This window comes from Tsukamurella paurometabola (genome assembly GCF_900631615.1).
Classification (GTDB): Bacteria; Actinomycetota; Actinomycetes; order Mycobacteriales; family Mycobacteriaceae; genus Tsukamurella; species Tsukamurella paurometabola_A.
Genome location: NZ_LR131273.1, coordinates 2,535,191 through 2,557,840 on the forward strand (window position 1 = coordinate 2,535,191; position 22,650 = coordinate 2,557,840).

The window sequence follows — 22,650 nt, forward strand, 5'->3', positions numbered from 1 at the left end:
AAGGGCATGCCTCAGAACGTCCCGCAGACGGACGCCCGGCTCGCCCGGCTCTCCAGCGAACTCGCCATCACCGTCCAGCGCCTGCAGTGGATGCAGGCCGAGCTCGGTGCGCTGCGGCGGCCCGCCGCCGCGCCCGTGCTGATCACCCAGGCGCAGCGGCCGGCGACCCCGCCCGCTGCGTCTTCGGCGCGGCCCGCGCCGCAGCCGCAGGCGCGGCCGGTGCCGCCGCCTCCGCCCGTACCGTTCCCCGCCCCCGCCCCCGCCCCCGCCCCTGCCCCTGCCCACGCCCCGGCGCCGGCGCGGCCCGCCCGGCCGCCGGTGTTCACCGTCGCGCGGATGCTCGCCGGTGCGGGCGTTCTCGTCACGCTGATCGGTGTCGCGCTGCTGCTCGTGCTCGCCGCGCAGGCCGGACTCCTCGGACCCGCCGTGCGCGTCGGTCTCGGAACCGTCCTCGCCGCCGGTCTCCTCGGTGCGGCGCTGTGGCTGCACCGCCGTCCGGGCGGCGGGATCGGGTCGGCGGCTCTCGCCGCGACCGGCATCGCCGCCGCCTACCTCGACACGGTCGCCGTCACCGGCATCTACGAGTGGGTTCCCCCGGTGGTCGGCCTCACGCTGTCGGGCCTGATCGCCCTCGGCGGCCTCGCGCTCGCGATGCGGTGGCGCAGCCAGTGGCTCGGCATCGCGCTGTACGCGCCCGTCTACCTGCTGGCGCCTCCGCTCGCCGACAACGCCTATCTGCTCGGCGGCTTCACGCTCATCCTCGCGATCGCGTCGATCGGGGTCTCGCGCCCGGCCGCGTGGCCGTGGCTGCACGTGGTCCGCTCGGCCGGCACGTCGCTGACCCTCGCGGTGCTCGCCCTCGCCGCCGGCCCGTCCGACGCCCTGCCGGTCCTCGGAGCGACGGTTCTCGGCGCGGTCGTCGGCCTGCTCGCCGCCGCCGATCCGGAGGCCCGGTCGGGCCGCTCGGGGGCGCTGGTCGCGGCCGGCATCGTCTCCTCGGCTCCGGTCCTGCTCGCGATCATCGGCGCCCCCGATTGGGCCGCGGCGTTCGCCGCCCTCGCGCTCGCGGCCGGGACGGTCGCGCTGGGGCTGATGCCCGGCACGGCGCCCACGGTTCGGGGCGTGTGGTTCGGGGTCGCCGCGTTCACCGCGCTCATCGGCGCCGTGGTCGCCACGCCCGCCGCGGCGCTGCCCGCGGCCGTCCTCGCGCTCGGCCTCGGCGCGCTCGTCGCGGGCGGTCGCGAACCGTCGGCCTGCTGGGCCGGCGCGGCCCTCGGCGGCGCGGGCCTGGCGATCGCCCTCGAGCAGTACGGCGCGACCGTGACCGTGGCCGACGAGGCGGTCCGTCGGGGCGCCGGAACCGGGCCGGTGATCGCGACCGCCGCGCTCGCGCTGGCCTTCGCGGCGGTGGCCGCGTGGCGCCTGGTGCCGCAGGTGGCCGAGGACACGCGGAACCTCGTCGGCGTGGTCTGCGGTGTCGCGGCGCTCGGCGCGGCGACGGCGCTGTTGGCGAACCTCGGCTGGGCGTTCGGCGGTGAGGAGGGTGCGCGGTGGGGCCACGGCGCCGCCACCGTCGCGTGGATCGCGACCGGCGCGTACCTCCTGCTGCAGCGACGCCGGGACGGGGGCGCCACCGGAACCGTCGCGGGCCTGGCCCTCATCGCCGGCGCGGTCGCGAAGCTCTTCCTGTTCGACCTCGCCGCGCTCGACGGCGCGGCGCGGGTGATCGCCTTCCTGCTGGTCGGCATCACCCTGCTCGGGGTGGGTGCGGCCTACGCGGCCCGCTCGGACCACCCGCGGCGCACCGCCTGACGCGATCGCAGGATCCCGGCGGCGGCGTCCGCCAGCCCGACGGTCGCGTACGCGCCGGTGATCGCCACCAGGAGGCGCCCGGCGCGGCGCGACTCGGCATCGTCGGTCGCCGAAAGCCGCGCCACCCCGTTGACGGTGTCGACCACGTCGACGAGCAGCCCGAGGCGGCGCCACCGGGCGCGTGTCGCGGCGTCGCCGGTGACGTACCCGAGCCCGATCGCGAGGGCCCGGACCCCGAACACCCCGATGAGGTAGTCGGTGTGCGGGGCGCCGAGCGACGGGGCGCCCGCGATCCGCAGGTTGGCCCGCGGGGCGAGAACGGCGGCGGCGCCCCAGGCGATACGGCCCGCCGCCATCGCGGTGAAGGCGGGCGCCAGGCGGTCGGAGACGGATTCGGTGATCGTCATGCCGCCGAGTCTGCGCCGGCGCAGTGGGACCGTCGATTACCTCGGAGGTAAAGCGGCCACGCACCGGCCGGCGCTAGCGTCGAACCGTGACCTGCGGCGAGATGATCCGGGACTGGCGGCTGCGACGGCGGCGGACCCAACTCGATCTGGCGCTGGCGGTGGGCGTCTCGGCACGCCACCTGAGCTTCGTCGAGACCGGCCGGGCCCGGCCGAGCCGGCGCCTCGTGACCGCGCTGGGGGAGCACCTCGACATGCCCCTGGGCGCGCGCAACGCGGCGCTGCTCGCCGCCGGTTTCGCTCCGGCCTATTCGGCGCACGGTCTCGACGACGCCCCGATGCGGCCCGTCCGCGCGGCGCTCGAGACCGTTCTCGCCGCGCACGAGCCGTATCCGGCGCTGGTCCTCGGTGCGGGATTCGACCTGGTGACCGCCAACACCGGGGCCGCGCTGTTCGTGGCCGGTGTCGACGCCGCTCTGCTCGCCCCGCCGCTCAACGTCATGCGGCTGACGCTGCACCCCGCGGGGCTCGCACCGCGCCTGCTCAACCACGCGCAGGTGCGGGAGTCCGTGCTCGCGCGGGTCCGGCGCACCCACGAGCGCACCGCGGACCCCCGCCTGGCCGACCTGTACCGCGAGCTGCGCGACTATCCGGCGCCGGCCGTCGCCGCCGCGCCCGACCCGGTGCCCGGCGTCTTCGTCCCGTTCCGGCTGCGGGGCGAGGACGGCGCGGAGCTCGCCTTCGTCAGCACGCTCACCACCTTCGGCGGGCCTCACGACGTGGTGCTCGAGAGTCTCGTTCTCGAGGCCTTCTATCCGATGGACGACGGGACGCGGCGCGCCCTCGGCCGGGGCGCCGACGGGGCCGACGCCGCGCTCGGTGAGATCCTCGGGAGGGCGCCGCACCTGGCCGGCTACCTGCCGCCGGGGGCCGATCGATCGGGGTGATCCGGAGCTTGTTCCAACGCCGCCCTTGAGTGCTAGCACTCCCATCGGTAGAGTGCTAAGTGGTTCGTGCGTGCGGGGCATCCCGCGCGCACAAGGTGACGCCGGCACCCGCGACGACGGCTGTGACTTTCGGGCCAGACAACATGACACCGATATCCACACATGGAGGCGAACTGTGGCAAGCGTGAACATCAAGCCGCTTGACGACAAGATCCTGGTCAAGGCCACCGAGGCCGAGACCACCACTGCTTCGGGCCTGGTTATTCCGGACACCGCCAAGGAGAAGCCGCAGACCGGCACCGTCGTCGCCGTGGGCGAGGGCCGCGTGACCGAGCAGGGCAACCGGGTCCCCACCGGGATCAATGAGGGCGACACCGTGCTGTTCAGCAAGTACGGCGGCACCGAGTTCAACTACAACGGCGAGGAGTACCTGGTGCTCTCCGCGCGCGACGTCCTGGCCGTCATCGGCAAGTAACGGCGCACACGTGCGAATTCCGGACCGCCCGGCCCCCTGGGAAACCGCCGGGGACGGGCGGTCCGGCCGTTTCCGCAGAGCTTAGGAGCTTTGAAACATGGCTAAGCAAATCGCATTCGACGAGTCGGCGCGCCGCAGCCTGGAGGCCGGTGTCGACGAGCTCGCCGACGCCGTCAAGGTCACCCTCGGCCCCCGCGGCCGGCACGTGGTGCTGGCGAAGGCGTTCGGCGGCCCCGTCGTCACCAACGACGGTGTGACCATCGCCAAGGAGATCGAGCTGGAGGACCCGGTCGAGAACCTGGGCGCCCAGCTGGTCAAGTCGGTCGCCACGAAGACCAACGACATCGCCGGCGACGGCACCACGACCGCCACCGTGCTCGCGCAGGCGCTCGTCAAGGAGGGCCTGCGCAACGTCGCGGCCGGCGCCAACCCGATCGAGTTCGGCAAGGGCATCGGCGCGGCCGCCGACAAGGCCGCCGAGATCCTCGTCTCCCAGGCCACCCCGGTCGACGGCGAGAAGGCGATCGCGCAGGTCGCGACCGTCAGCTCGCGCGACGCGGAGCTGGGCACGATGATCGGCTCGGCGATGACCAAGGTCGGCGCCGACGGCGTCGTCACGGTCGAGGAGAGCTCGGGCGTCGAGACCGACGTGGTCGTCACCGAGGGCGTGCAGTTCGACAAGGGCTACATCTCCCCGAACTTCGTCACCGACCTCGAGGAGCGCAAGGTCGTCTTCGACGATGCCCTCGTGCTCCTGGTCCGCGACAAGATCACGTCGCTGCCCGACTTCCTGCCGCTGCTCGAGAAGATCGTCGAGACCGGCAAGCCCGTGCTCATCGTCGCCGAGGACGTCGAGGGCGAGCCGCTCTCGACCCTGGTGCTCAACACCCTGCGCAAGACGATCCGCGCCGTCGCCGTGAAGGCGCCGTTCTTCGGTGATCGCCGCAAGGCCTTCCTCGAGGACCTCGCCATCGTCACCGGCGGCACCGTCATCAACACCGACCTGGGCCTGACCCTGGCCACGGCCGGTATCGACCTGCTGGGCAGCGCCCGCCGGGTCGAGGTGACCAAGGACGCCACCACCATCGTCGACGGTGCGGGCTCCTCGGAGGACGTCAAGAAGCGCGCGGCGCAGATCAAGGCCGAGATCGAGAACAGCGACTCCGACTGGGACCGCGAGAAGCTCTCCGAGCGCCTCGCGAAGCTGGCCGGCGGCGTGGCCGTGATCCGCGTGGGTGCGCACACCGAGACCGAGCTCAAGGAGCGCAAGCACCGCGTCGAGGACGCCGTCTCCGCCGCGCGCGCCGCGGTCGAGGAGGGCATCGTCTCCGGCGGCGGCACCGCGCTGGTCAAGGTCAGCGCGCAGCTGGCCGACCTCGAGGACGGCGCCGAGGGCGACGTCAAGCTCGGCGTGCGCGCGTTCCGTCGCGCGCTGACCGCCCCGCTGTTCTGGATCGCCAGCAACGCGGGCGAGGACGGCGCGGTCATCGTCAACCAGGTGACCGAGACCGGCAAGGGCTTCAACGCCGCCACGCTGGCCTTCGGCGACCTCATCGCCGACGGCGTCATCGACCCGGTGAAGGTCACCCGCAGCGCCGTGGTGAACGCCGCGTCCGTGGCGCGGATGATCCTCACCACCGAGGCGACCGTCGTCGACAAGCCGGCCGAGGAGGCCGAGGACGCGCACGCGGGGCACGCGCACTAGCCGCCCCCGGCTCGACCGAGAAACGGAGCGCCCCCGACCGCGAGGTCGGGGGCGCTCCGGCGTTCCGGGGAGCGGGGGTCAGCCCGCGATGCGGCTCGTCTTGACCCGCGACTTCGCGGTCAGGGCGGCGCGCTCCGATTCCGACAGGCCGCCCCAGATGCCGTACGGCTCGGCGACCGCGATCGCGTGGGTGCGGCACTGCGCGAGAACGGGGCAGGTGCGGCACAGTTCCTTCGCGCGACGCTCGCGCTGAGCGCGGGCGCGGCCGCGTTCGCCATCGGGATGGAAGAACACCGAGCTGTCGACCCCGCGACACACGCCATGCATCTGCCAATCCCAGAAGTCCGAGTTGGGACCGGGGAGTTCGTTGGGTTGAGGCATGCGCATTCTCCAGACACTCGGCGTTCTCGCGGGCGTGGAAACGTCGTTGTTCCTCTCGCGCTCTCACCGTAGGCAGTTCGCCAGACGAAGGTCAACCCGTTCCGAGGCATCTGGGGGGTGATTCGATCAGCGTGAGAATTAACGTCGCGTTCATTCATTGAGTCGATGTGAACCTGATGAATTGCGACCGTGAACCCCGAATCGGCGGCCTGGTCGCCGCAGGTAACGACATGTTTTACGGCGTTTTCCGGCGGGATGCGGACGCGACGAGGGCCGGTCGGTGCGCGACTTGACTCTTACATGACGGTAACGTCAACGCCCGAGAACAAGCCTCCTGAGCCATTGTCACGTCTGCAAATTCTGGAAGGTTAAATCTTTGGAAACTGGACATCCGGGCGCCTCGGCGGACGCGCTCCTCGTCGCGGCCTTCGGATCGGACTGCGGTCCCGCGGGGCTCCTCGACGGACCCGACGGGCGCGCGTGGCTCCGCGCGGTGGCGCTCGCGGGGGCCGGACGGTTCGCCGCCGCGCGGACGCGCTGTGCCCGGATCGCGGAGGGCCCCTTCGTCTCCGCCGCGCGCTGCCTCGAGGCGTCGATGCTCCGGCAGTCGGGAAGGCACCGTGCCGCCACCGTGCCCGACGGTGCCGCGCTCGCCGCTGCGATCTCCGCACTCGGACAACCCGGATACCACCTCGGGGTGGCGTCGACGGTCGACGCGACGGTGGGCCTCGCGGCGGACGCCCTGGGGACCGGCCGCCTCGCGCTGAGTGCGCGCCTCCTCCAGCGGGCCGACGAGCACCTCGCCGCGCACGCCGCGCACACCGCGCACACCGCGACACCGGCCGACCGTCCGCTCCGCGACGGGGCGCCGGCCCCGTGGTGGACCGTGCCCCGCGCGCGCCTGCGCCGGGACTGGGTCGCCGCGGAGCTCGCCGTGTACTCCGGGGACGCCGCGGGCGCTGCGGCCGCCGTCGACGCGCTGCTCACGGCCGATCCGGGGGTCGGGCGGGCGCGTCACCACGCGAAGACGCTCCTCATCGCGGGCGCCGCCGCCATGGCCGCGGGGCAGGGGGACCGCGCCGCCGAACTCGTCGAGCAGGGCTACCAGGTCGCCACGGAGTCGGTGTTGAATCCTCTAAGGTGGGCCGGTGCGAAAATGATGAGCGGCACGTCAGGAGAGGAGCGGGGGGCGGCCACGGCGAGGATCGTCGCTGCTCTGGAGGAGGAATGGATTCGTGATGGCGCGGATCTGGCAGGGGTGTAACGGCGGAATGCAGGCTGGCGATGAATCTGACAGGTGAGGAGCTCGACCGGGCCGTGCGCGAGGCAGCGCGCGGTGACAGGTCCGCGCTCGCAGATGTCCTCGACACCATCCGACCTCTCGTCGTGCGGTACTGCCGCGCGCGGGTCGGGGGCGGCGAGCGGCACTCGCTGTCGGCTGAGGATCTCGCGCAGGAGGTGTGCATGGCTGTGATGACGGCTCTGCCCCGTTACGAAGACCAGGGGCGTCCGTTCATGGCGTTCGTGTACGGCATCGCCGCGCACAAGGTCGCGGACGGCTTCCGGAACGCCTCCCGTAACAAATCCGACCCCGTCGGCGAGATTCCAGAGAGAGCGTCGCTGGAAGGCGGACCCGAGAGCCACGCGCTCGCCACCGAGGCGAGCCGTGACATGGCCCGCCTGCTGAGCACGCTCCCCGAGAAGCAGCGCGAGATCCTGATCCTCCGCGTGGTCGTCGGCATGTCCGCCGAGGAGACCGCGGAGGCCGTGGGCGGTACCGCCGGTGCCGTCCGCGTGGCTCAGCACCGAGCGCTGACCAAGCTGAAGAACCAGATCGCGAAAGAAGGTGAGAACTGACATGGCCGACGACAACGACAAGCGGGGCGGCAACCACGGGCGCGATGCGCACGACCCCGAGCGCACGGCCGCTCACCGTCTGGGTCCGCCGATGCGCCCGATGCGGCCCGGCGCGCCCCGCGAGCTGGGAGCCGAGGACACCGGCTTCGTGGACCGGGTCACGGACGACGGCGCACCCGTCGACGTGGCCGCGGTCCGCCGCGACGACGACCTGATCGAGGCGCTCGCCGCCGGCGGCGCCGTCACGACCGCGGACCAGACCGAGTTCGCGCTCGCGTCGCTCCTCGCGGACTGGCGCGACGAGATCGTCACCACACCGGTCCCGTCCGGCCCGTCGATCGACGAGCTGGTGGCGGCCACCGAGACGGGGCGCCGCGGCCGCAGCGCCCGCCCGTCGCGGGCGACCCGGCCGGTGCCCCCGGCGCCCGCCGCCGGCGGCGCACCGTCGGGCGACGAGGACGGCGACGTCACCCCCATCGGGGATGCTCCGTCGCGCCGCGGCAGACGCTTCGGTCTCGTGGCCGGCGCGGCCGCCGCGGCAGTGGCGATCCTCGGCGGCGGCACGGTGCTCGTGAACTCGGCGAGTCCGGGCGACGGTGCGCTGTGGAGTGTCAAGGAGGTCGTCTTCTCCGACGCCGCCTCGCAGACCATCGCCACGTCGGAGGCCAAGGTGCAGCTCGAGAACGCGGACCGGGCGATCGACTCCAGCAACCAGGCGGAGGCGCAGGCCGCGCTGGTCAGCGCGCGCCAGCAGGCCGCGAAGGTGAAGAACGACAAGGACCGGGCCGCGCTCGAGGAGCGGATCCGGGCCGCGGAGGCGCGGGCCGGGCTGCCGGTCGGGTCCACCGACCTGCCCACCTCGACGCGGCCGACGACGCCCTCGTCGCCGATCCCGCCCACCTCGCCCACGTCGACCACGGAGCCGACGGTGACGATCCCGACCGAGCCGACGCACCCGACGACGCCGACGCGCCCCACCTCGACGCGGCCGACGACCCCGACGACGACGGTGACGACCACGACGCCCGATCCGACGTCGACGGACCCGACCACCACGACGACCACGACGACGACCACACCGACGACGACCACGACGCGGCCCCGCCCGACGGCCACGACCACGACGGCCGCGTCGACCTCGGTGCTGACGATCGTTCCCGAGGAGTGGCTCCCGCGCTGACGGTCCCCGGTACACGGGCGGCCGCCCGGGCGCAGGACGGCGAAGGCCCCCACCGCAGCGGTGGGGGCCTTCGCCGTGTCCGGGGTGCGCCGGAGCCGATCAGTCCTCGTTCGCGAGGTTCATCGCCGCGTCCGCGTAGCCGCGGCAGTAGTCCCACGTGACGTAGGCGTCGGGCGCCGGGTCGTAGGCGGGCTCGTGCGGACGGACGGTGCCGTCGACCAGCAGCTGCAGCAGGTTCGCGCGCAGCATGTCCCAATCGTGGTAGTGATCCTCCTGGCAGTCGTCGCAGCAGATCACCAGACCGCGGACGCCGCGGTGCGCGAGCAGCGCCTCGTAGACGGAGAGGTCCGCCAGGTCCTCCTCGACGGCGAGTCGTTCGGCGGGATCGAGCGGCTGACCGGGGTCGAGCGAGTCCAGCGCGGCCGTCGGGTCGCTCGGGTCGTCGGCGAACGGGTCCGGCGGGAGGCCGGGGGGAAGATTGTTGCGCACGCCCCCACGGTACGCAGAAATGCCCGGGGAAGGCCAGTCACACGCGCTGTACGAGCGCAGGAATCCGCCGCGTACCATGGATACATGACGCGCTCCGCCTCTTCCGCGCCCGCATCCGGCAACGTTTTCATCGGGGGCGACGACCCCGCCAAGGTCGCCATGCTCGGTCTCACCTTCGACGACGTCCTCCTCGTTCCCGCCGCCTCCGACGTGATCCCGTCGGGGGTCGACATCTCCACCAAACTCACCCGCGAGATCTCGCTCAAGGTGCCGCTCATCAGCTCGGCGATGGACACCGTGACCGAGGCCCGCATGGCCATCGCGATGGCCCGCAACGGCGGCATGGGCGTGCTGCACCGCAACCTCTCCATCGAGGCGCAGGCGCAGCAGGTCGAGACCGTCAAGCGCTCCGAGGCCGGCATGGTCACCGACCCGGTCACCTGCAGCCCCACCAACACCCTGCGCGAGGTCGACGAGATGTGCGCGCGGTTCCGCATCTCGGGCCTGCCCGTGACCGACGACAAGGGCACGCTGGTCGGCATCATCACCAACCGCGACATGCGGTTCGAGGTCGACTTCGACCGCCCCGTCGCCGAGGTGATGACCAAGGCGCCCCTGATCACCGCGCAGGAGGGCGTCACCGCCGAGGCCGCGCTGGGTCTGCTCCGCCGGCACAAGATCGAGAAGCTGCCCATCGTCGACGGCAGCGGCAAGCTGACCGGGCTCATCACGGTCAAGGACTTCGTCAAGACCGAGCAGCACCCGAACGCCACCAAGGACTCCGACGGCCGCCTGCTGGTCGGTGCCGCCGTCGGCGCGGGCGACGAGGCGTGGGAGCGCGCCATGGCGCTGCGCGACGCTGGCGTCGACGTGCTGGTGGTCGACTCGGCGCACGGCCACTCGAGCGGCGTGCTGAACATGATCGAGAAGCTCAAGCACGAGATCGGCGACGACGTGCAGCTCATCGGCGGCAACGTCGCCACCCGCGGCGGCGCGGCGGCGCTGGTCGCGGCGGGCGTCGACGGCGTCAAGGTGGGCGTCGGCCCCGGCTCCATCTGCACCACCCGCGTGGTCGCCGGTGTCGGCGCCCCGCAGATCACGGCCATCCTCGAGGCGACGGCCGCGTGCGCGCCGGCGGGCGTCCCCGTCATCGCCGACGGCGGCCTCCAGTTCTCGGGCGACGTGGCGAAGGCCCTCGCGGCCGGCGCGTCGACGGCGATGCTCGGCTCGCTGCTCGCAGGCACCGCGGAGTCCCCGGGCGAGCTCATCCTCGTCGGCGGGAAGCAGTTCAAGAGCTACCGCGGCATGGGCAGCCTCGGCGCCATGCAGGGCCGCGGCCAGGGCAAGTCGTACTCCAAGGACCGCTACTTCCAGGACGACGTGCTCTCCGAGGACAAGCTGGTCCCCGAGGGCATCGAGGGCCGCGTGCCCTTCCGCGGTCCGCTCGGCTCGGTGATCCACCAGCTCACCGGCGGCCTCCGCGCGGCCATGGGCTACACCGGCAGCCAGACCATCGCCGACCTCAACCGCGCCCAGTTCGTGCAGATCACCGCAGCGGGTCTGAAAGAATCGCATCCGCACGACATCACGATGACGGTCGAGGCGCCGAACTACACCACGCGCTAGACCCCTGCTGAACAGGCACATTCGGGGCGTTCGCTCCGGAACCGGAAGGACTGAGCGCGTTGCGCGACATGGTTGAGATCGGCATGGGCCGCACGGCCCGGCGCACCTACGAGCTGCAGGACGTGAACATCGTCCCCTCGCGGCGCACCCGCTCCTCGAAGGAGGTGTCCACCGCCTGGCAGCTCGACGCGTACCGTTTCGACACCCCGATCCTCTCGCACCCGACGGACGCGATCGGATCACCGGACTTCGCGATCGAGCTCGGCAAACTGGGCGGCCTGGGTGTGCTCAACGCCGAGGGCCTGTTCTCGCGGCACCGCGACGCCGAGGCGCAGCTGGAGCAGGTCGTCGAACTGGCCGCGTCGGACATCACCGGCATCGCGGCGATCCGCCGCCTGCAGGAGCTGCACGCCGCGCCGCTCGATCCGGAGCTGCTGGCCGCCGCCGTCGGCCGGGTCCGGGATGCCGGGGTGACGGTGGCCGTGCGCGTCTCGCCGCAACGCGCCCGTGAGCTGACGCCGGTGTTGGTCAAGGCCGGTATCGACCTGCTGGTCATCCACGGCACGATCATCTCCGCCGAGCACGTCTCGGCCGAGGACTCGTCGGGCGAGCCGCTCAACCTGAAGACCTTCATCGGTGATCTCGACGTGCCGGTGGTCGCGGGCGGCGTGAGCGATCACCGCACCGCGCTGCACCTCATGCGCACGGGCGCCGCGGGCGTCATCGTGGGCTACGGCTCGGCCGAGGGCGCCACCACGACCCGCGAGGTGCTCGGCATCGGCGTCCCGATGGCGACGGCGATCGCCGACGCCGCGGCGGCCCGTCGCGACTACCTGGACGAGACCGGGGGCCGGTACGTGCACGTGATCGCCGACGGCGACATCTACAGCTCCGGCGACGTCGCCCGCGCCATCGCCTGCGGCGCCGACGCCACCATGCTGGGCGCGCCCCTGGCGATCGCCGCGGAGGCCCCGGGCAAGGGCTGGTACTGGCCGTCGGTGGCGGCGCACCCGTCGATGCCGCGCGGCGCCGTCGCGCCCGCGCAGCTCGGCGGACTGGACGCGGGCGAGGGCGCCGCGGCGGGCACCGCGCCGTCGCTCGCCACGATCCTCACCGGCCCGTCGACGGAGCCGAACGGCCAGATGAACCTGGTCGGCGGCCTGCGCCGGTCGATGGCGAAGGCGGGCTACAGCGAGCTCAAGGAGTTCCAGAAGGTGGGCCTCAACGTCGCGTACTGACCGCGAAGGCCTGTTATTGAGTGGCGTTTAGTAGTACCGTTACCCGTCAGTAGGGCCGCTTCAGCCGCGGCCCGGTGACGACACATGTCCACCGCGGACGGGTGAGGGGTGCCAGATGGCCAAGGCAGTCAAGCAGAAGTCGGGCGATCACTTCGACGTGCTCGTGATCGGCTCCGGATTCGGCGGCAGCGTCACGGCGCTGCGGCTCACGGAGAAGGGCTACCGCGTCGGCGTGCTCGAGGCCGGTCAGCGCTTCGAGGACGAGGACTTCGCCGAGACCACCTGGAACCTCAAGAAGTTCCTGTGGGCGCCGAAGCTCGGCTGCTACGGCATCCAGCGGATCCACGTGCTCAACGACGCCGTGGTGCTCGCGGGCGCGGGCGTCGGCGGCGGTTCGCTGAACTACGCCAACACGCTGTACAAGCCGCCGGCGCCGTTCTTCAACGACCCGCAGTGGCGCGACATCACGGACTGGGACGACGAGCTGAGCCCGTTCTACGACCAGGCCCGCCGGATGCTGGGCGTGGTGAAGAACCCGCACGAGACCCCGTCGGACCGGGTGATCAAGCAGATCGCCGAGGAGATGGGCGTCGCGGACACCTACACCGAGACGCCGGTCGGCGTGTACTTCAACCAGCCGGGCCGCACCGACGCGGACCCGTTCTTCGGCGGCGCCGGCCCCGCCCGCACGGGCTGCACCGAGTGCGGCCAGTGCATGTCGGGCTGCCGCGTGGGCGCCAAGAACACCCTGATGAAGAACTACATCCACCTCGCCGAGGCCGGTGGGGCGCGTTTCATCCCGATGACGACGGTGACCGGCCTGCGTGAGGGCCGCAAGGGCGTCTGGGAGGTCTCGACGGTGCGCACCGGCGCGGTCGCGCGCAAGAACCGGACCGTCTACACGGCCGACAACGTGGTCTTCGCCGCCGGCACGTGGGGCACGCAGACGCTGCTGCACTCGCTCAAGGACACCGGCGCGCTGCCGAAGCTCTCGGACCGCCTGGGCGTGCTCACCCGCACCAACTCCGAGTCGATCCTCGGGTCGGCCCGCGTGCACGCCGACCCGTCGCAGGACCTGTCGCAGGGCGTCGCGATCACCAGCTCCTTCTATCCGACGCCCGACACGCACATCGAGCCGGTGCGCTACGGCCCGGGCCGCAACGCCATGGGCCTGCTGCAGACGCTGCTCGTCGACGGCGGCGAGCAGCGCACCCGCCTCGGCGGCTTCCTCAAGGGCCTCGCGAAGAAGCCCTCGGACCTGAAATTGCTCCTCACGCAGAAGGACTGGGGTCAGCGCGTGCTGATCCTGCTGGTGATGCAGAGCCTCGACAACTCGATCACCACCTACACCAAGAAGATCCCGGGTTCGAAGAAGCGCCGCATGGTCTCCAAGCAGGGGCACGGCGCGCCGAACCCCACTTGGATCCCCGCGGGCAACGAGGCCGCCCGCATCGGCGCGGAGAAGCTGAACGGCGTCGCCGGTGGCACCTGGGGCGACATCTTCAACGTCCCGATGACCGCGCACTTCCTCGGCGGTGCGGCGATCTCGGAGACGCCCGAGACCGGCGTCATCGACCCGTACCACCGCATCCACAACTACCCGTCGCTGTTCGTGGTCGACGGCGCCGCCATCTCCGCGAACCTCGGCGTCAACCCGTCGCTGTCGATCGCGGCGCAGGCCGAGCGCGCCGCGTCGCTGTGGCCGAACAAGGGCGAGCAGGACCCGCGCCCCGCGCAGGGCACCGGCTACCAGCGCATCGCCCCCACCGCGCCGAAGGCGCCGGCCGTGCCCGCCGGTGCGCCCGGCCAGCTGCTGCTGCCCCTGCCGAAGGTCCGTCCGGCGCAGGAGTCGCAGGCCTGAGCCGATCACGGTTTCCGAAAGTCGCGTTCTACGGCCCACCGAGGCGGGATTTCGCCTCGGCCGCCCGCAGGATGCGACTTTCGTCAGCGCTAACCTCGGGGCATGACGCGAGTCGATGAGGTCGTGGCCGAGCTGGCGGCGCTGGAGGACCCGAAGGCACGGGCCGTCAACGAGCGGCACGGCGATCCGCACGGGGTGAACCTGACGAAGCTGCGGGCCGTGGCGAAGGCGATCGGCACGGACCCGGATCTCGCCCGCGAGCTGTGGACCTGCGGCGACGTGGCCGCGCAGCTCGTCGCACTGCTCATCGTGAAGCCGAAGGCGTTCACCGAGGACGAGCTGGACACGATGCTGCGCACCACTCGCAGCGACAAGGCGCACGACTGGCTGCTGAACTACGTGGTGAAGAAGTCGCCGCACGCCGCCGCCCTGCGGACCCGGTGGTTCGACGATCCGGACCCGAGGGTCCGGGCGGCAGGCTGGGCGCTCACGACGCACGCGGTGACGACCGCTGACCTCGACCGGGACGCCCTGCTCGACACCGTCGCCTGCGAGATGCGCGACGCCGAACCGAAGCTGCAGTGGGCGATGAACGAGACCCTCGCGACCATCGGCATCGAGGACGCGTCGCGTCGCGAGCGCGCCATCGCGATCGGCGAGGACCTGCAGGTGCTCGCCGACTACCCGGTGTCGAAGGGATGCACCTCGCCCTTCGCGCCGATCTGGATCGCCGAGATCGTCCGCCGCCGCGAGGGGTAGACCGGGCGTTATCAGGGGCGGAACAGGGAGAAACCCTGATGACGGCGGCGGCACCTCCGCCGTAGCGTGACCGCATGTCCGCAGGATTCCCTCTCGTCACCGTCCTCATTCGGCCCGACGACGAGCCGCGCGTCACCGCGTCCATCGGCGATCGGCTCGGCGCCGGCGCCGCGCTGTTCGAGTTCGCGAGTTCCCCGGAGGACCCGTCGCTGCTGCGGCAGTGGGCGATCGAACACCCGGGCACCCCGCCGGCCGACCGGCGTTGCCGGGTGCTGTGGGCCCGGTTCGACGAGGCCGACCTCCATCGGGTCGCGGAGGCCGCGATCGACGTGCTCTCTCCGCATGCGCGCGGCGAGAACGAGGCGATCCTCGCGGGGCGTGAGGTCCGCGTCACCCCCGACGAGTTCCCCTGGTACGCGCACGTGCCGCTGTGGGAGCTGGTCGACGTGCCCCGATGACCGGCCCTGATGTCGGAGCACGCCCCGGCCGGCGATTAGACTGACGCGGGTGACGGACTCCTCACCCAACCCCGTTCTGGTCGTCGACTTCGGCGCGCAGTACGCGCAGCTGATCGCGCGCCGCGTCCGCGAGGCGCGGATCTACTCGGAGGTGGTGCCGCACACCATCACCGCCGACGAGGTGCGCGCCAAGAACCCCGCCGCCATCGTGCTGTCGGGCGGCCCCGCATCGGTGTACGCGGAGGACGCGCCGAACCTCGACCCCGCGGTCTTCGACCTGGGCGTTCCGGTGTTCGGCATCTGCTACGGCTTCCAGATGATGGCCCGCGCGCTGGGCGGCACCGTCGCCAACACGGGCGGGCGCGAGTTCGGCCGGACCACCCTGACCCCGACGGGCGACGGTGTGCTGCACGCCGGGCTCCCGGCGGAGCAGCCGGTGTGGATGAGCCACAACGACGCCGTGCAGGTCGCCCCCGAGGGGTTCGCGACGGTGGCGTCGACGCCGGGCGCCCCGGTCGCGGCGTTCGAGAACGTCGAGAAGAAGATGGCCGGAGTCCAGTACCACCCGGAGGTCCTGCACAGCCCGCACGGCCAGGAAGTGCTGACCCGCTTCCTGTACGAGGTCGCCGGGCTGCAGCCGACGTGGACCGCGGCGAACATCGCCGAGCAGCTCATCGCCGACGTCCGCGAGCAGGTCGGCGACGGTCTCGCGCTGTGCGCCCTGTCCGGCGGTGTCGACTCGGCCGTCGCCGCCGCGCTGGTGCAGAAGGCGATCGGTGACCGTCTGACCTGTGTCTTCGTCGATCACGGCCTGCTGCGGCAGGGGGAGCGCGAGCAGGTGCAGCAGGATTTCGTCGAGGCGACGGGCGCGCGCCTGATCACGGTCGACGCGGAGGACACGTTCCTCGGTCACCTCAAGGGCGTCTCCGATCCCGAGGAGAAGCGGAAGATCATCGGCCGCGAGTTCATCCGCTCGTTCGAGGACGTGGTGTCGGAGGCGCTGGGGGCGCGGGCGGCCGAGGGGCACACCATCGACTTCCTCGTCCAGGGCACGCTGTATCCCGACGTGGTGGAGTCCGGCGGCGGCGCCGGCACCGCGAACATCAAGAGCCACCACAACGTCGGCGGCCTGCCGGAGGACCTCGAGTTCACGCTGGTCGAGCCGCTGCGGCTGCTGTTCAAGGACGAGGTGCGAGCGGTCGGCCGCGAGCTGGGCCTGCCGGAGGAGATCGTCGGCCGCCAGCCCTTCCCCGGGCCGGGCCTGGCGATCCGCATCGTCGGCGAGGTCACCAAGGATCGCCTCGACCTGCTGCGCAAGGCGGATGCGATCGCCCGCGAGGAGCTCACCGCCGCGGGCCTGGACGGGACCATCTGGCAGTGCCCGGTCGTGCTGCTCGCCGACGTCCGCAGCGTGGGCGTGCAGGGCGACGGCCGCACCTACGGTCATCCGATCGTGTTGCGCCCGGTCAGCTCCGAGGACGCGATGACGGCGGACTGGACGCGCGTGCCGTACGAGACGCTCGAGATCATCTCCACCCGCATCACCAACGAGGTCGAAGAGGTCAACCGCGTGGTGCTCGACGTGACGAGCAAGCCGCCGGGGACCATCGAGTGGGAGTAGGGCGGGGGGCTCGGGGGCGGAGCCCCCGGGGGAATGACGTAACGGTCACGTTCTGACCGGTGCCGTCGGTACCGTCGATGCCATGACGATTCTGGTGACGGGTGCAACGGGCAACATCGGGCGGAAAGTGGTCGACGAGCTGGTGGCGAGGGGTGTCGGCGACATCCGGGCGCTCACCACGAACCCCGCGAAGGCGGCGCTGCCGAGCGGGGTGGAGGCCTTCAGCGGTTTCATCGGCAAGCCGGAGACGCTCGACGGCGCCTTCGAGGGCGTGACGGGGATGTACCTCGCGCCCTACGAACCGACCGCGACCGAGGTGCTGCGGCGGGCGAAGGACGCCGGCGTCGAGTACGTGGTCGCCACCTCGGGCAGCGCGCACTGGCAGGCGCTCACCGACACGATCCTGGCGAGCGGCCTCGACGTGACGGTGCTCGGTCCGGGCGAGTTCATGGAGAACTTCGCGGGCTGGGCGGGGCAGGTCGCGACGGGCGTGGTCCGCGAGCCCTACCCGGATGCGGGGAGCGCGCCGATCGCGATGGACGACATCGCGGCGGTCGCGGCGGCGCTGCTCGCGGCCGAGGACCACTCGGCGCACATCGGGAAGGTCTACGAGCTCACCGGACCGAGCTTCCTCACCCGGGTCGAGATGGCCGCGCAGATCGGCGAGGGCATCGGCCGCGAGGTGGGCTTCGAGCAGATCAGCCGCGAGGAGGCCGAGGAGGCGCTGCGCGCCGAGATGGGCGACATGGCGGGCTGGTACCTGGACCTGCAAGACGCCTCCCGCCGGTACCGGCAGGAGGCGAACTCGCTGGTCGAGGAACTCAGTGGGCGTCCGGCGATGAGCCTGGCGCAGTGGGCGGCGCGGAATCGGAGCCTCTTCGCGGCCTGATCAGGGTCACCCCCGCCACGACGACGGCGCCGATCGCGAGGATCCCGAGCAGGGTGCCGGCGTCGACGAGGCGGGGGCCGCCGACGACGCCCCACACGGCGATCGCGAGGGCCGCGATCCCGGCGACGAGCAGGGCGGGCGAGACGCCGCGGGCGCGGCTCGATTCGGTCTCAGCGGACACGGTTCACCTCCACGTTGCCCACGTTGCCCTGGGCGTCGATGGTCAGAGTGGGAGCGCCGGGGGTGACGACGGTGTTCAGGGCCGTCGGGCAGTCGGAGTCCCCGACCGACACCTGGCACTGCACCTTCACGTTCATCCCGGCGGGGATCTGGATCCGGGTGTCGCCCACGCCGACCCGGGTGGTCACGGTGCGGTCGTGGTCCAGGGTGAGCTGGCGCAGGTCCAGCTGGAGCGAGCCCACCTGGAGGACGTACTGCTCCTGCAGGTCGGCGGGGGCGGGCACCACGAACTGCTTGTCGCCGCGCGGCGCGTCGGCGAGCCCGCTCATCACGTTCTGCGCCATCGTCCCCACGATCACGAAGCCGGCCAGGGGGATGGCGACCGCGAGAAGGCCGTAGCCGCTGCGCCGGAAGGCACCCGCGACGAGCCCGGTGCCCACCACGCCGAGCACGATGGCGGCGGCCACCACGGGCGAGATCGGCACGCCGAAGACCAGGGAGACGGTGGCGATCGCCGCCGCCGTGAGCAGCGCGATGCCCAGCGTCACGGGCGTGATCCGGGTGCGGCGCTTGGATTCCACCGGGACCGGGGCGTTCGCCGCCGCCGGCTCGGGCAGATCCCACGCGAACGGGGCCGCGCCCAGCGGGTCCCAGCGGGGCGGGTGGATCTCCTCGGTCACCGGGGCCTGCACGCGCGGGGCGGGCTCGGGAGCCGGTGCCTTCCGGAGGTTCAGGGGGTCCGACGGTGCCGTGGCCGGGGTCGGCTCCGTGCGGTCGTTCTCGGGTGCGTCCTCCGGCACGGTGCCGGCCGGCGGGGTCGCCGTCGGTCCGCCGGTGGGCTGCGTGCCGGTGGGCGGGGTCCACACGGGCTGCCACGGGAACTGCGCCGCGGGCGGCTGCCACGCCCCGACGGGGGCCGGCGGCGCGAGCCGCGCGGAGACGGCGGTGCCGGGCGGGGGAACCGGCAGGCGCTGGTGCAGCGCGTACCAGCCCGCCAGGAGCAGAGCGAGGCTGATGACCCCGGCGCCGGGCCAGGAGGAGCTCATGCCGCTGCCCATGGTCACCGCGAGCACCGCGGCGATGATGAGGACGAAGGTCGGAGGTCCGGAGCGCTGCACGGGCGTGCCGTAGGCGTACTCGGACTCCTTGGGGAGGACGAAGATACCGACGATGTAGGCGATGAAACCGAGCCCGCCCAGCACCGTCGCCCCGATGAAGGCCGCACGGACCAGCGCGACGTCCACCTGGTAGCGGCGCGCGAAGCCCGTGCACACGCCGGCGATCGGCGCGTTGCGGGCCCGGAGCGGCCTGGTCTCCCACATCTGCCGGAGCTGGCTGGAGAGATTTGTCGTATCCATGCCATCGATCCTGCGGGCCGCGGCCGCCCCGGTCCATCGGGATCTACCCTGAAATCGCGGCGCCGCGCCTCGGGGTGAGGGGTGATCTTTCAGGGGCTTCCCCGATACCCGGGGGCGAGGATCCGTGCCACCATCGAGGGATCATGAGCAGACGAGCACAGCGCCGGTGGGTGCGGCACCAGGCTCGCCAGCAGGCGTGGCAGCAGGGCTGGCAGAACTGGCAGCGGGAGTGGCAGCCGAGCGCGGGGCAGGCGCAGGCCGCCGGGTTCCGCGCGCCCGGCCCGTCGCCGGCGGTCGTCCCGCCCCCGGTGCAGCCGGCCCCGGCACCGTCGTACCCCCGGATGCACCGCCGCAACGGCGGCGCGGTGATCGGCGGCGTGTGCGGCGGCATCGCCGACCACCTCGGCGTCGACGCCACCAAGGTCCGCATCGCCTTCACTCTGCTCGCGCTGCTGGGTGCGGGCGTGGTGATGTACGCGCTGCTGTGGTTCATGTGCAGGCCGGGCACCGATACCGAGCATCCCGATCCCGCCGAGCGACGGCAGGGGCTCGCGCTGGCCGTCCTCGGCGTGGTCGGTGCCGCGACGCTCGCGTCCGTCGCGAGCAACACCAGCGCCGGATTCGTGGTGCCCGTCCTGGTCATCGGGATCGGCGCGGCTCTCGTCTGGCGGGAGGCCGATTCCGCGTCGCGGACACCGTCGTCCACGCCCGGCGGCTCCCGGTTCGTCACGTGGCTGCGCGTGTTGGGCGGCGCCACGCTGGTGGTCGTGGGACTGGCCGTGGTGTTCCTGGGCCGCGTCGACGTGGCAGCGCTCCCGACGGCCCTCGCCGCCGTCGTCCTCACCCTGGTGGGGGTCGCGTTGCTGACCGTGCCGATCTGGGTGCGCATGTGGCGCGACCTGGGCGCCGAGCGCGCCGCCCGGGTCCGCACCATCGAGCGCGAGGAGATCGCCTCGCACCTGCACGATTCCGTGCTGCAGACGCTCGCCCTGATCCAGAAGCAGTCGGCCGACGGTGCCGCCGTCAAGCGGCTCGCGCGCAGCCAGGAGCGCGAGCTGCGGGAGTGGCTGTTCGGCGGTTCCGAGGCGCCCGCGCAGTCCTTGGCCGCGGCACTCAAGGCCGCCGCGGCCGATGTCGAGGACGCGCATTCGGTGGCGGTCGACGTCATCACCGTCGGCGACGTCGAGGGCGCCGAGCTCGGCGTCGACGACCGCTTCACCGCCCTGCTCGGCGCGGCGAAGGAGGCGATGGTGAACGCCGCCAAGCATTCCGGTTGCGAGAGCATCGACACCTACGCGGAGGTCGACGAGACGTCGGTGTCCGTCTTCGTGCGCGACCGCGGCGTCGGATTCGACCCGGACGGGGTACCGTCGGACCGGCAGGGCCTGGCCAAGTCGATCCGGTCCCGGATGGAGCGCCGCGGCGGCAGCGTCGTGGTCCGCACCGCCCCGGGCCGGGGCACCGAGGTGCGGCTGTCGATGGCGAGGCTCCACGAGGGCGACGAGACCGTCGCGCCGGAGACAGCGGAGGAGAGTGCGTGAGCTACCGGGTGTTCCTGGTCGACGATCACGGCGTGTTCCGGTCCGGCGTGCGCGCCGAACTGGCCCGTGAGGATTCCATCGAGGTGGTGGGCGAGGCGGGTGCCGTCGGCGAGGCCGTGGCGGGGATCCTGTCCACCGCCCCCGACGTGGTGCTGCTCGACGTGCACATGCCCGACGGTGGCGGCGTCGCCGTGCTGCGCGGCGTGGCCGACGGTGCCCCGCGAGCGAAGCTCGAGAAGGCGCCGGTGTTCCTCGCGCTCAGCGTCTCCGATGCCGCGGAGGACGTGATCGCCACGATCCGCGCCGGCGCTCGCGGTTACGTGACCAAGACGATCTCGGGGGAGGAGCTGGCCGACGCGGTGCGCCGCGTCGCGGAGGGCGATGCGGTGTTCTCGCCCCGGCTCGCCGGCTTCGTGCTCGACTCCTTCACCGGCCGCTCGCCCGTGCCCGAGCCCGCGTTGGATCCGGAGCTGGACTCACTGACCCCGCGTGAGCTCGAGGTGCTGCGCCTGCTGGCGCGCGGCTACACCTACCGGGAGATCGCCGAGGATCTGTTCATCTCGGTCAAGACCGTCGAGACCCACGCCTCGAACGTGCTGCGCAAGACGCAGCAGAGCAACCGCAACGCTCTGACCCGCTGGGCGCACACGCGCCACCTCGCCGATTGACTCGCCCCGGGGCGTTCACCCGATCGCGATGATGATGCCCGCGATGATCGCGGCCAGCACGATGAACCCGCCGATGATCCACGCTGCGAGAACGGTGTTCGACATCCCTGACGGCGGCGCCACGGGCGGCGGTACGTAGGTGCTGGGCCGCGGCGGGGGAGGTACGGGCCGCTTCCGCTCGATCGGTCCCGACGCCGCCGAACGGCTCGTGCCGGCCCGGTCACCGGCGGAGCGTTCGCCGGCCGTGCGCCGCAGCCACACCGCGGGCGCGCCCTCGGTGGCCTGCAGCGGGGCGGCCAGGATCGCCGCGGGGTTGCCGCCGCCCGCCGCCACCGCGGCGAGGCGGTCCCGCGCCTCGGACATGGAGGGCCGGCGCTTCGGGCTCGGCTGCAGCATGTCCAGGATCACGTGGATGAGCGGACCGTCGTTCTTCGGCGGATTGATCTGCCCCAGCGCGACTTTGTGCAGCAGCGCGATGGAGTCCTCGTCGACGCCGAAGGGCGGTGCGCCCTCGAGCGCGGTGTACAGCGTGGCGCCCAGCGAGTACAGGTCGGAGGCCTCGGAGGGCTCGGTGCCGCGGGCCACCTCGGGCGCGAAGTAGGCGGGTGTGCCGGTGATGATCCCCGCTGGCCCGGCATCGTCGCCCTTGGCCCGCGCGATGCCGAAGTCCGAGAGCTTGACGGTGCCCGACGCGCGGCCCCGGTTCGCGATGAGGATGTTGCCGGGCTTGATGTCGCGATGGATGATCCCCGACTCGTGGGCCTCGACGAGGGCGTCGGCCATCTGCGCGCCGATCTGGGCGACCTGCCGCTCGGGCATGGACCCGGTCATGTGCAGTACCTGCGCCAGCGAGCGCGAGGGCAGGTACTCCATCACCAGCCAGGGCTCGCCCCGGTCGAGAGCCACGTCGTACATCGCGACGGCGTTGCGGTGCTGCAGTCGCGCCGCGAGCCGGCCCTCGTGGAGGGCGCGCCGACGCAACTCGTCGGCCTCCTCCCGGGAGAGACCCTCGGTGGAGATGACCTGCTTGGCTGCCACGTCCCGGTCGAGTCGTTCGTCGCGCGCGAGCCACACCGCCCCCATGCCGCCGCCCCCGATCTTGGAGGTCAGGCGGTAGCGGCCGGCGACCAGGTAATCGGGCCCGGGCACGCCTCTGATCGCTCCGCCCGCACCCGTCGATTCCGCCACGCCGTCGATCCTA

At 72.4% G+C, this 22,650-nt stretch carries 22 protein-coding genes; 16 read left to right on the top strand and 6 right to left on the bottom strand.

The genetic code is table 11. The features are described 5' to 3' along the window. Window positions 1-6 precede the first annotated feature (6 nt). Window positions 7-1,812, top strand: coding sequence for a DUF2339 domain-containing protein (locus ELY19_RS12705; protein ID WP_164711591.1), 1,806 nt, complete (start codon window positions 7-9; stop codon window positions 1,810-1,812). On the opposite strand, the gene ELY19_RS12710 is transcribed toward ELY19_RS12705, so the two are convergent. Further along, on the bottom strand, window positions 1,773-2,219 hold the full coding sequence (locus tag ELY19_RS12710) for a hypothetical protein (RefSeq protein ID WP_126196522.1): 447 nt from the start codon (window positions 2,217-2,219) through the stop codon (window positions 1,773-1,775). The two genes, ELY19_RS12705 and ELY19_RS12710, sit on opposite strands and share 40 nt — an antisense overlap. Window positions 2,220-2,305: 86 nt before the next feature. Between ELY19_RS12710 and ELY19_RS12715 the strand changes: the two genes are divergently transcribed. The 3 genes from ELY19_RS12715 to groL all read left to right on the top strand — a co-directional run bounded on the left by ELY19_RS12715 (window position 2,306) and on the right by groL (window position 5,343). Beyond that, entirely contained in the window at window positions 2,306-3,163 is an 858-nt protein-coding gene (locus tag ELY19_RS12715) for an MmyB family transcriptional regulator (protein ID WP_227966797.1), read from the top strand. Window positions 3,164-3,338: 175 nt separating this feature from the next. Next, the gene (gene groES, locus ELY19_RS12720) at window positions 3,339-3,638 is read left to right on the top strand and encodes a co-chaperone GroES (protein WP_068522534.1); all 300 of its coding nucleotides are present in this window, start codon (window positions 3,339-3,341) and stop codon (window positions 3,636-3,638) included. Between the two features lie 97 nt (window positions 3,639-3,735). Then, window positions 3,736-5,343: a chaperonin GroEL gene (gene groL / locus ELY19_RS12725; RefSeq protein ID WP_126196523.1), complete on the top strand. Its 1,608-nt coding sequence runs from the start codon at window positions 3,736-3,738 to the stop codon at window positions 5,341-5,343. Between the two features lie 78 nt (window positions 5,344-5,421). On the opposite strand, the gene ELY19_RS12730 is transcribed toward groL, so the two are convergent. Continuing rightward, window positions 5,422-5,724, bottom strand: a complete 303-nt coding sequence (locus tag ELY19_RS12730) for a WhiB family transcriptional regulator (protein WP_068523271.1) — start codon at window positions 5,722-5,724, stop codon at window positions 5,422-5,424. 376 nt (window positions 5,725-6,100) lie between these two features. Between ELY19_RS12730 and ELY19_RS12735 the strand changes: the two genes are divergently transcribed. Genes ELY19_RS12735 through ELY19_RS12745 form a run of 3 tightly spaced genes read left to right on the top strand, consistent with a single transcriptional unit; the run spans window position 6,101 to window position 8,761 of the window. After that, complete coding sequence (locus tag ELY19_RS12735) at window positions 6,101-6,988, top strand: hypothetical protein (protein WP_126196524.1); 888 nt, start codon at window positions 6,101-6,103, stop codon at window positions 6,986-6,988. A 20-nt stretch (window positions 6,989-7,008) separates the two neighbouring features. Further along, the gene (locus ELY19_RS12740) at window positions 7,009-7,581 is read left to right on the top strand and encodes a sigma-70 family RNA polymerase sigma factor (RefSeq protein ID WP_126196525.1); all 573 of its coding nucleotides are present in this window, start codon (window positions 7,009-7,011) and stop codon (window positions 7,579-7,581) included. 1 nt (window position 7,582) lies between these two features. Next, on the top strand, window positions 7,583-8,761 hold the full coding sequence (locus tag ELY19_RS12745; protein WP_126196526.1) for an anti-sigma-D factor RsdA: 1,179 nt from the start codon (window positions 7,583-7,585) through the stop codon (window positions 8,759-8,761). A 99-nt stretch (window positions 8,762-8,860) separates the two neighbouring features. Here the strand turns inward: ELY19_RS12745 and ELY19_RS12750 are convergent, their stop codons facing one another. Next, window positions 8,861-9,250 (bottom strand): DUF5319 domain-containing protein, encoded by a 390-nt coding sequence (locus tag ELY19_RS12750; protein WP_126196527.1) that lies wholly within the window; start codon window positions 9,248-9,250, stop codon window positions 8,861-8,863. An 84-nt stretch (window positions 9,251-9,334) separates the two neighbouring features. Here ELY19_RS12750 and guaB point away from each other — a divergent pair, with 84 nt between their 5' ends. From guaB to ELY19_RS12785, 7 genes are all read left to right on the top strand, one after another. Then, the gene (gene guaB, locus ELY19_RS12755) at window positions 9,335-10,876 is read left to right on the top strand and encodes an IMP dehydrogenase (RefSeq protein ID WP_126196528.1); all 1,542 of its coding nucleotides are present in this window, start codon (window positions 9,335-9,337) and stop codon (window positions 10,874-10,876) included. Between the two features lie 59 nt (window positions 10,877-10,935). After that, the gene (locus ELY19_RS12760) at window positions 10,936-12,114 is read left to right on the top strand and encodes a GuaB3 family IMP dehydrogenase-related protein (RefSeq protein WP_126196529.1); all 1,179 of its coding nucleotides are present in this window, start codon (window positions 10,936-10,938) and stop codon (window positions 12,112-12,114) included. A gap of 115 nt (window positions 12,115-12,229) precedes the next feature. Continuing rightward, the gene (locus ELY19_RS12765) at window positions 12,230-13,975 is read left to right on the top strand and encodes an FAD-dependent oxidoreductase (RefSeq protein ID WP_126196530.1); all 1,746 of its coding nucleotides are present in this window, start codon (window positions 12,230-12,232) and stop codon (window positions 13,973-13,975) included. Between the two features lie 102 nt (window positions 13,976-14,077). Beyond that, window positions 14,078-14,734 (top strand): DNA alkylation repair protein, encoded by a 657-nt coding sequence (locus ELY19_RS12770; RefSeq protein WP_126196531.1) that lies wholly within the window; start codon window positions 14,078-14,080, stop codon window positions 14,732-14,734. 74 nt (window positions 14,735-14,808) lie between these two features. Continuing rightward, window positions 14,809-15,192 carry a hypothetical protein gene (locus ELY19_RS12775; RefSeq protein WP_126196532.1) on the top strand — a complete coding sequence of 128 codons (384 nt, stop codon included), beginning with the start codon at window positions 14,809-14,811 and terminating at the stop codon, window positions 15,190-15,192. Between the two features lie 49 nt (window positions 15,193-15,241). Beyond that, window positions 15,242-16,813 (top strand): glutamine-hydrolyzing GMP synthase, encoded by a 1,572-nt coding sequence (gene guaA / locus ELY19_RS12780; protein WP_126196533.1) that lies wholly within the window; start codon window positions 15,242-15,244, stop codon window positions 16,811-16,813. A gap of 82 nt (window positions 16,814-16,895) precedes the next feature. Then, window positions 16,896-17,702, top strand: coding sequence for an SDR family oxidoreductase (locus tag ELY19_RS12785; protein WP_126196534.1), 807 nt, complete (start codon window positions 16,896-16,898; stop codon window positions 17,700-17,702). On the opposite strand, the gene ELY19_RS12790 is transcribed toward ELY19_RS12785, so the two are convergent. Together ELY19_RS12790 and ELY19_RS12795 are read right to left on the bottom strand one after the other, a co-directional pair. After that, window positions 17,635-17,883: a hypothetical protein gene (locus tag ELY19_RS12790; protein ID WP_126196535.1), complete on the bottom strand. Its 249-nt coding sequence runs from the start codon at window positions 17,881-17,883 to the stop codon at window positions 17,635-17,637. The genes ELY19_RS12785 and ELY19_RS12790 overlap by 68 nt on opposite strands. Further along, a complete protein-coding gene (locus ELY19_RS12795) occupies window positions 17,873-19,240 on the bottom strand; it encodes a PspC domain-containing protein (RefSeq protein ID WP_126196536.1) in 1,368 nt (455 codons plus the stop codon). The genes ELY19_RS12790 and ELY19_RS12795 overlap by 11 nt, the downstream gene beginning before the upstream one ends. 143 nt (window positions 19,241-19,383) lie before the next feature. Here ELY19_RS12795 and ELY19_RS12800 point away from each other — a divergent pair, with 143 nt between their 5' ends. Both ELY19_RS12800 and ELY19_RS12805 read left to right on the top strand, forming a co-directional pair. Beyond that, window positions 19,384-20,781 carry an ATP-binding protein gene (locus ELY19_RS12800; protein ID WP_227966800.1) on the top strand — a complete coding sequence of 466 codons (1,398 nt, stop codon included), beginning with the start codon at window positions 19,384-19,386 and terminating at the stop codon, window positions 20,779-20,781. Beyond that, complete coding sequence (locus ELY19_RS12805; protein ID WP_126196537.1) at window positions 20,778-21,449, top strand: LuxR C-terminal-related transcriptional regulator; 672 nt, start codon at window positions 20,778-20,780, stop codon at window positions 21,447-21,449. Before ELY19_RS12800 ends, ELY19_RS12805 begins: the two co-directional genes overlap by 4 nt. Before the next feature lie 15 nt (window positions 21,450-21,464). On the opposite strand, the gene ELY19_RS12810 is transcribed toward ELY19_RS12805, so the two are convergent. Further along, window positions 21,465-22,637, bottom strand: a complete 1,173-nt coding sequence (locus ELY19_RS12810) for a serine/threonine-protein kinase (protein ID WP_126196538.1) — start codon at window positions 22,635-22,637, stop codon at window positions 21,465-21,467. Between the last annotated feature and the right edge of the window lie 13 nt (window positions 22,638-22,650).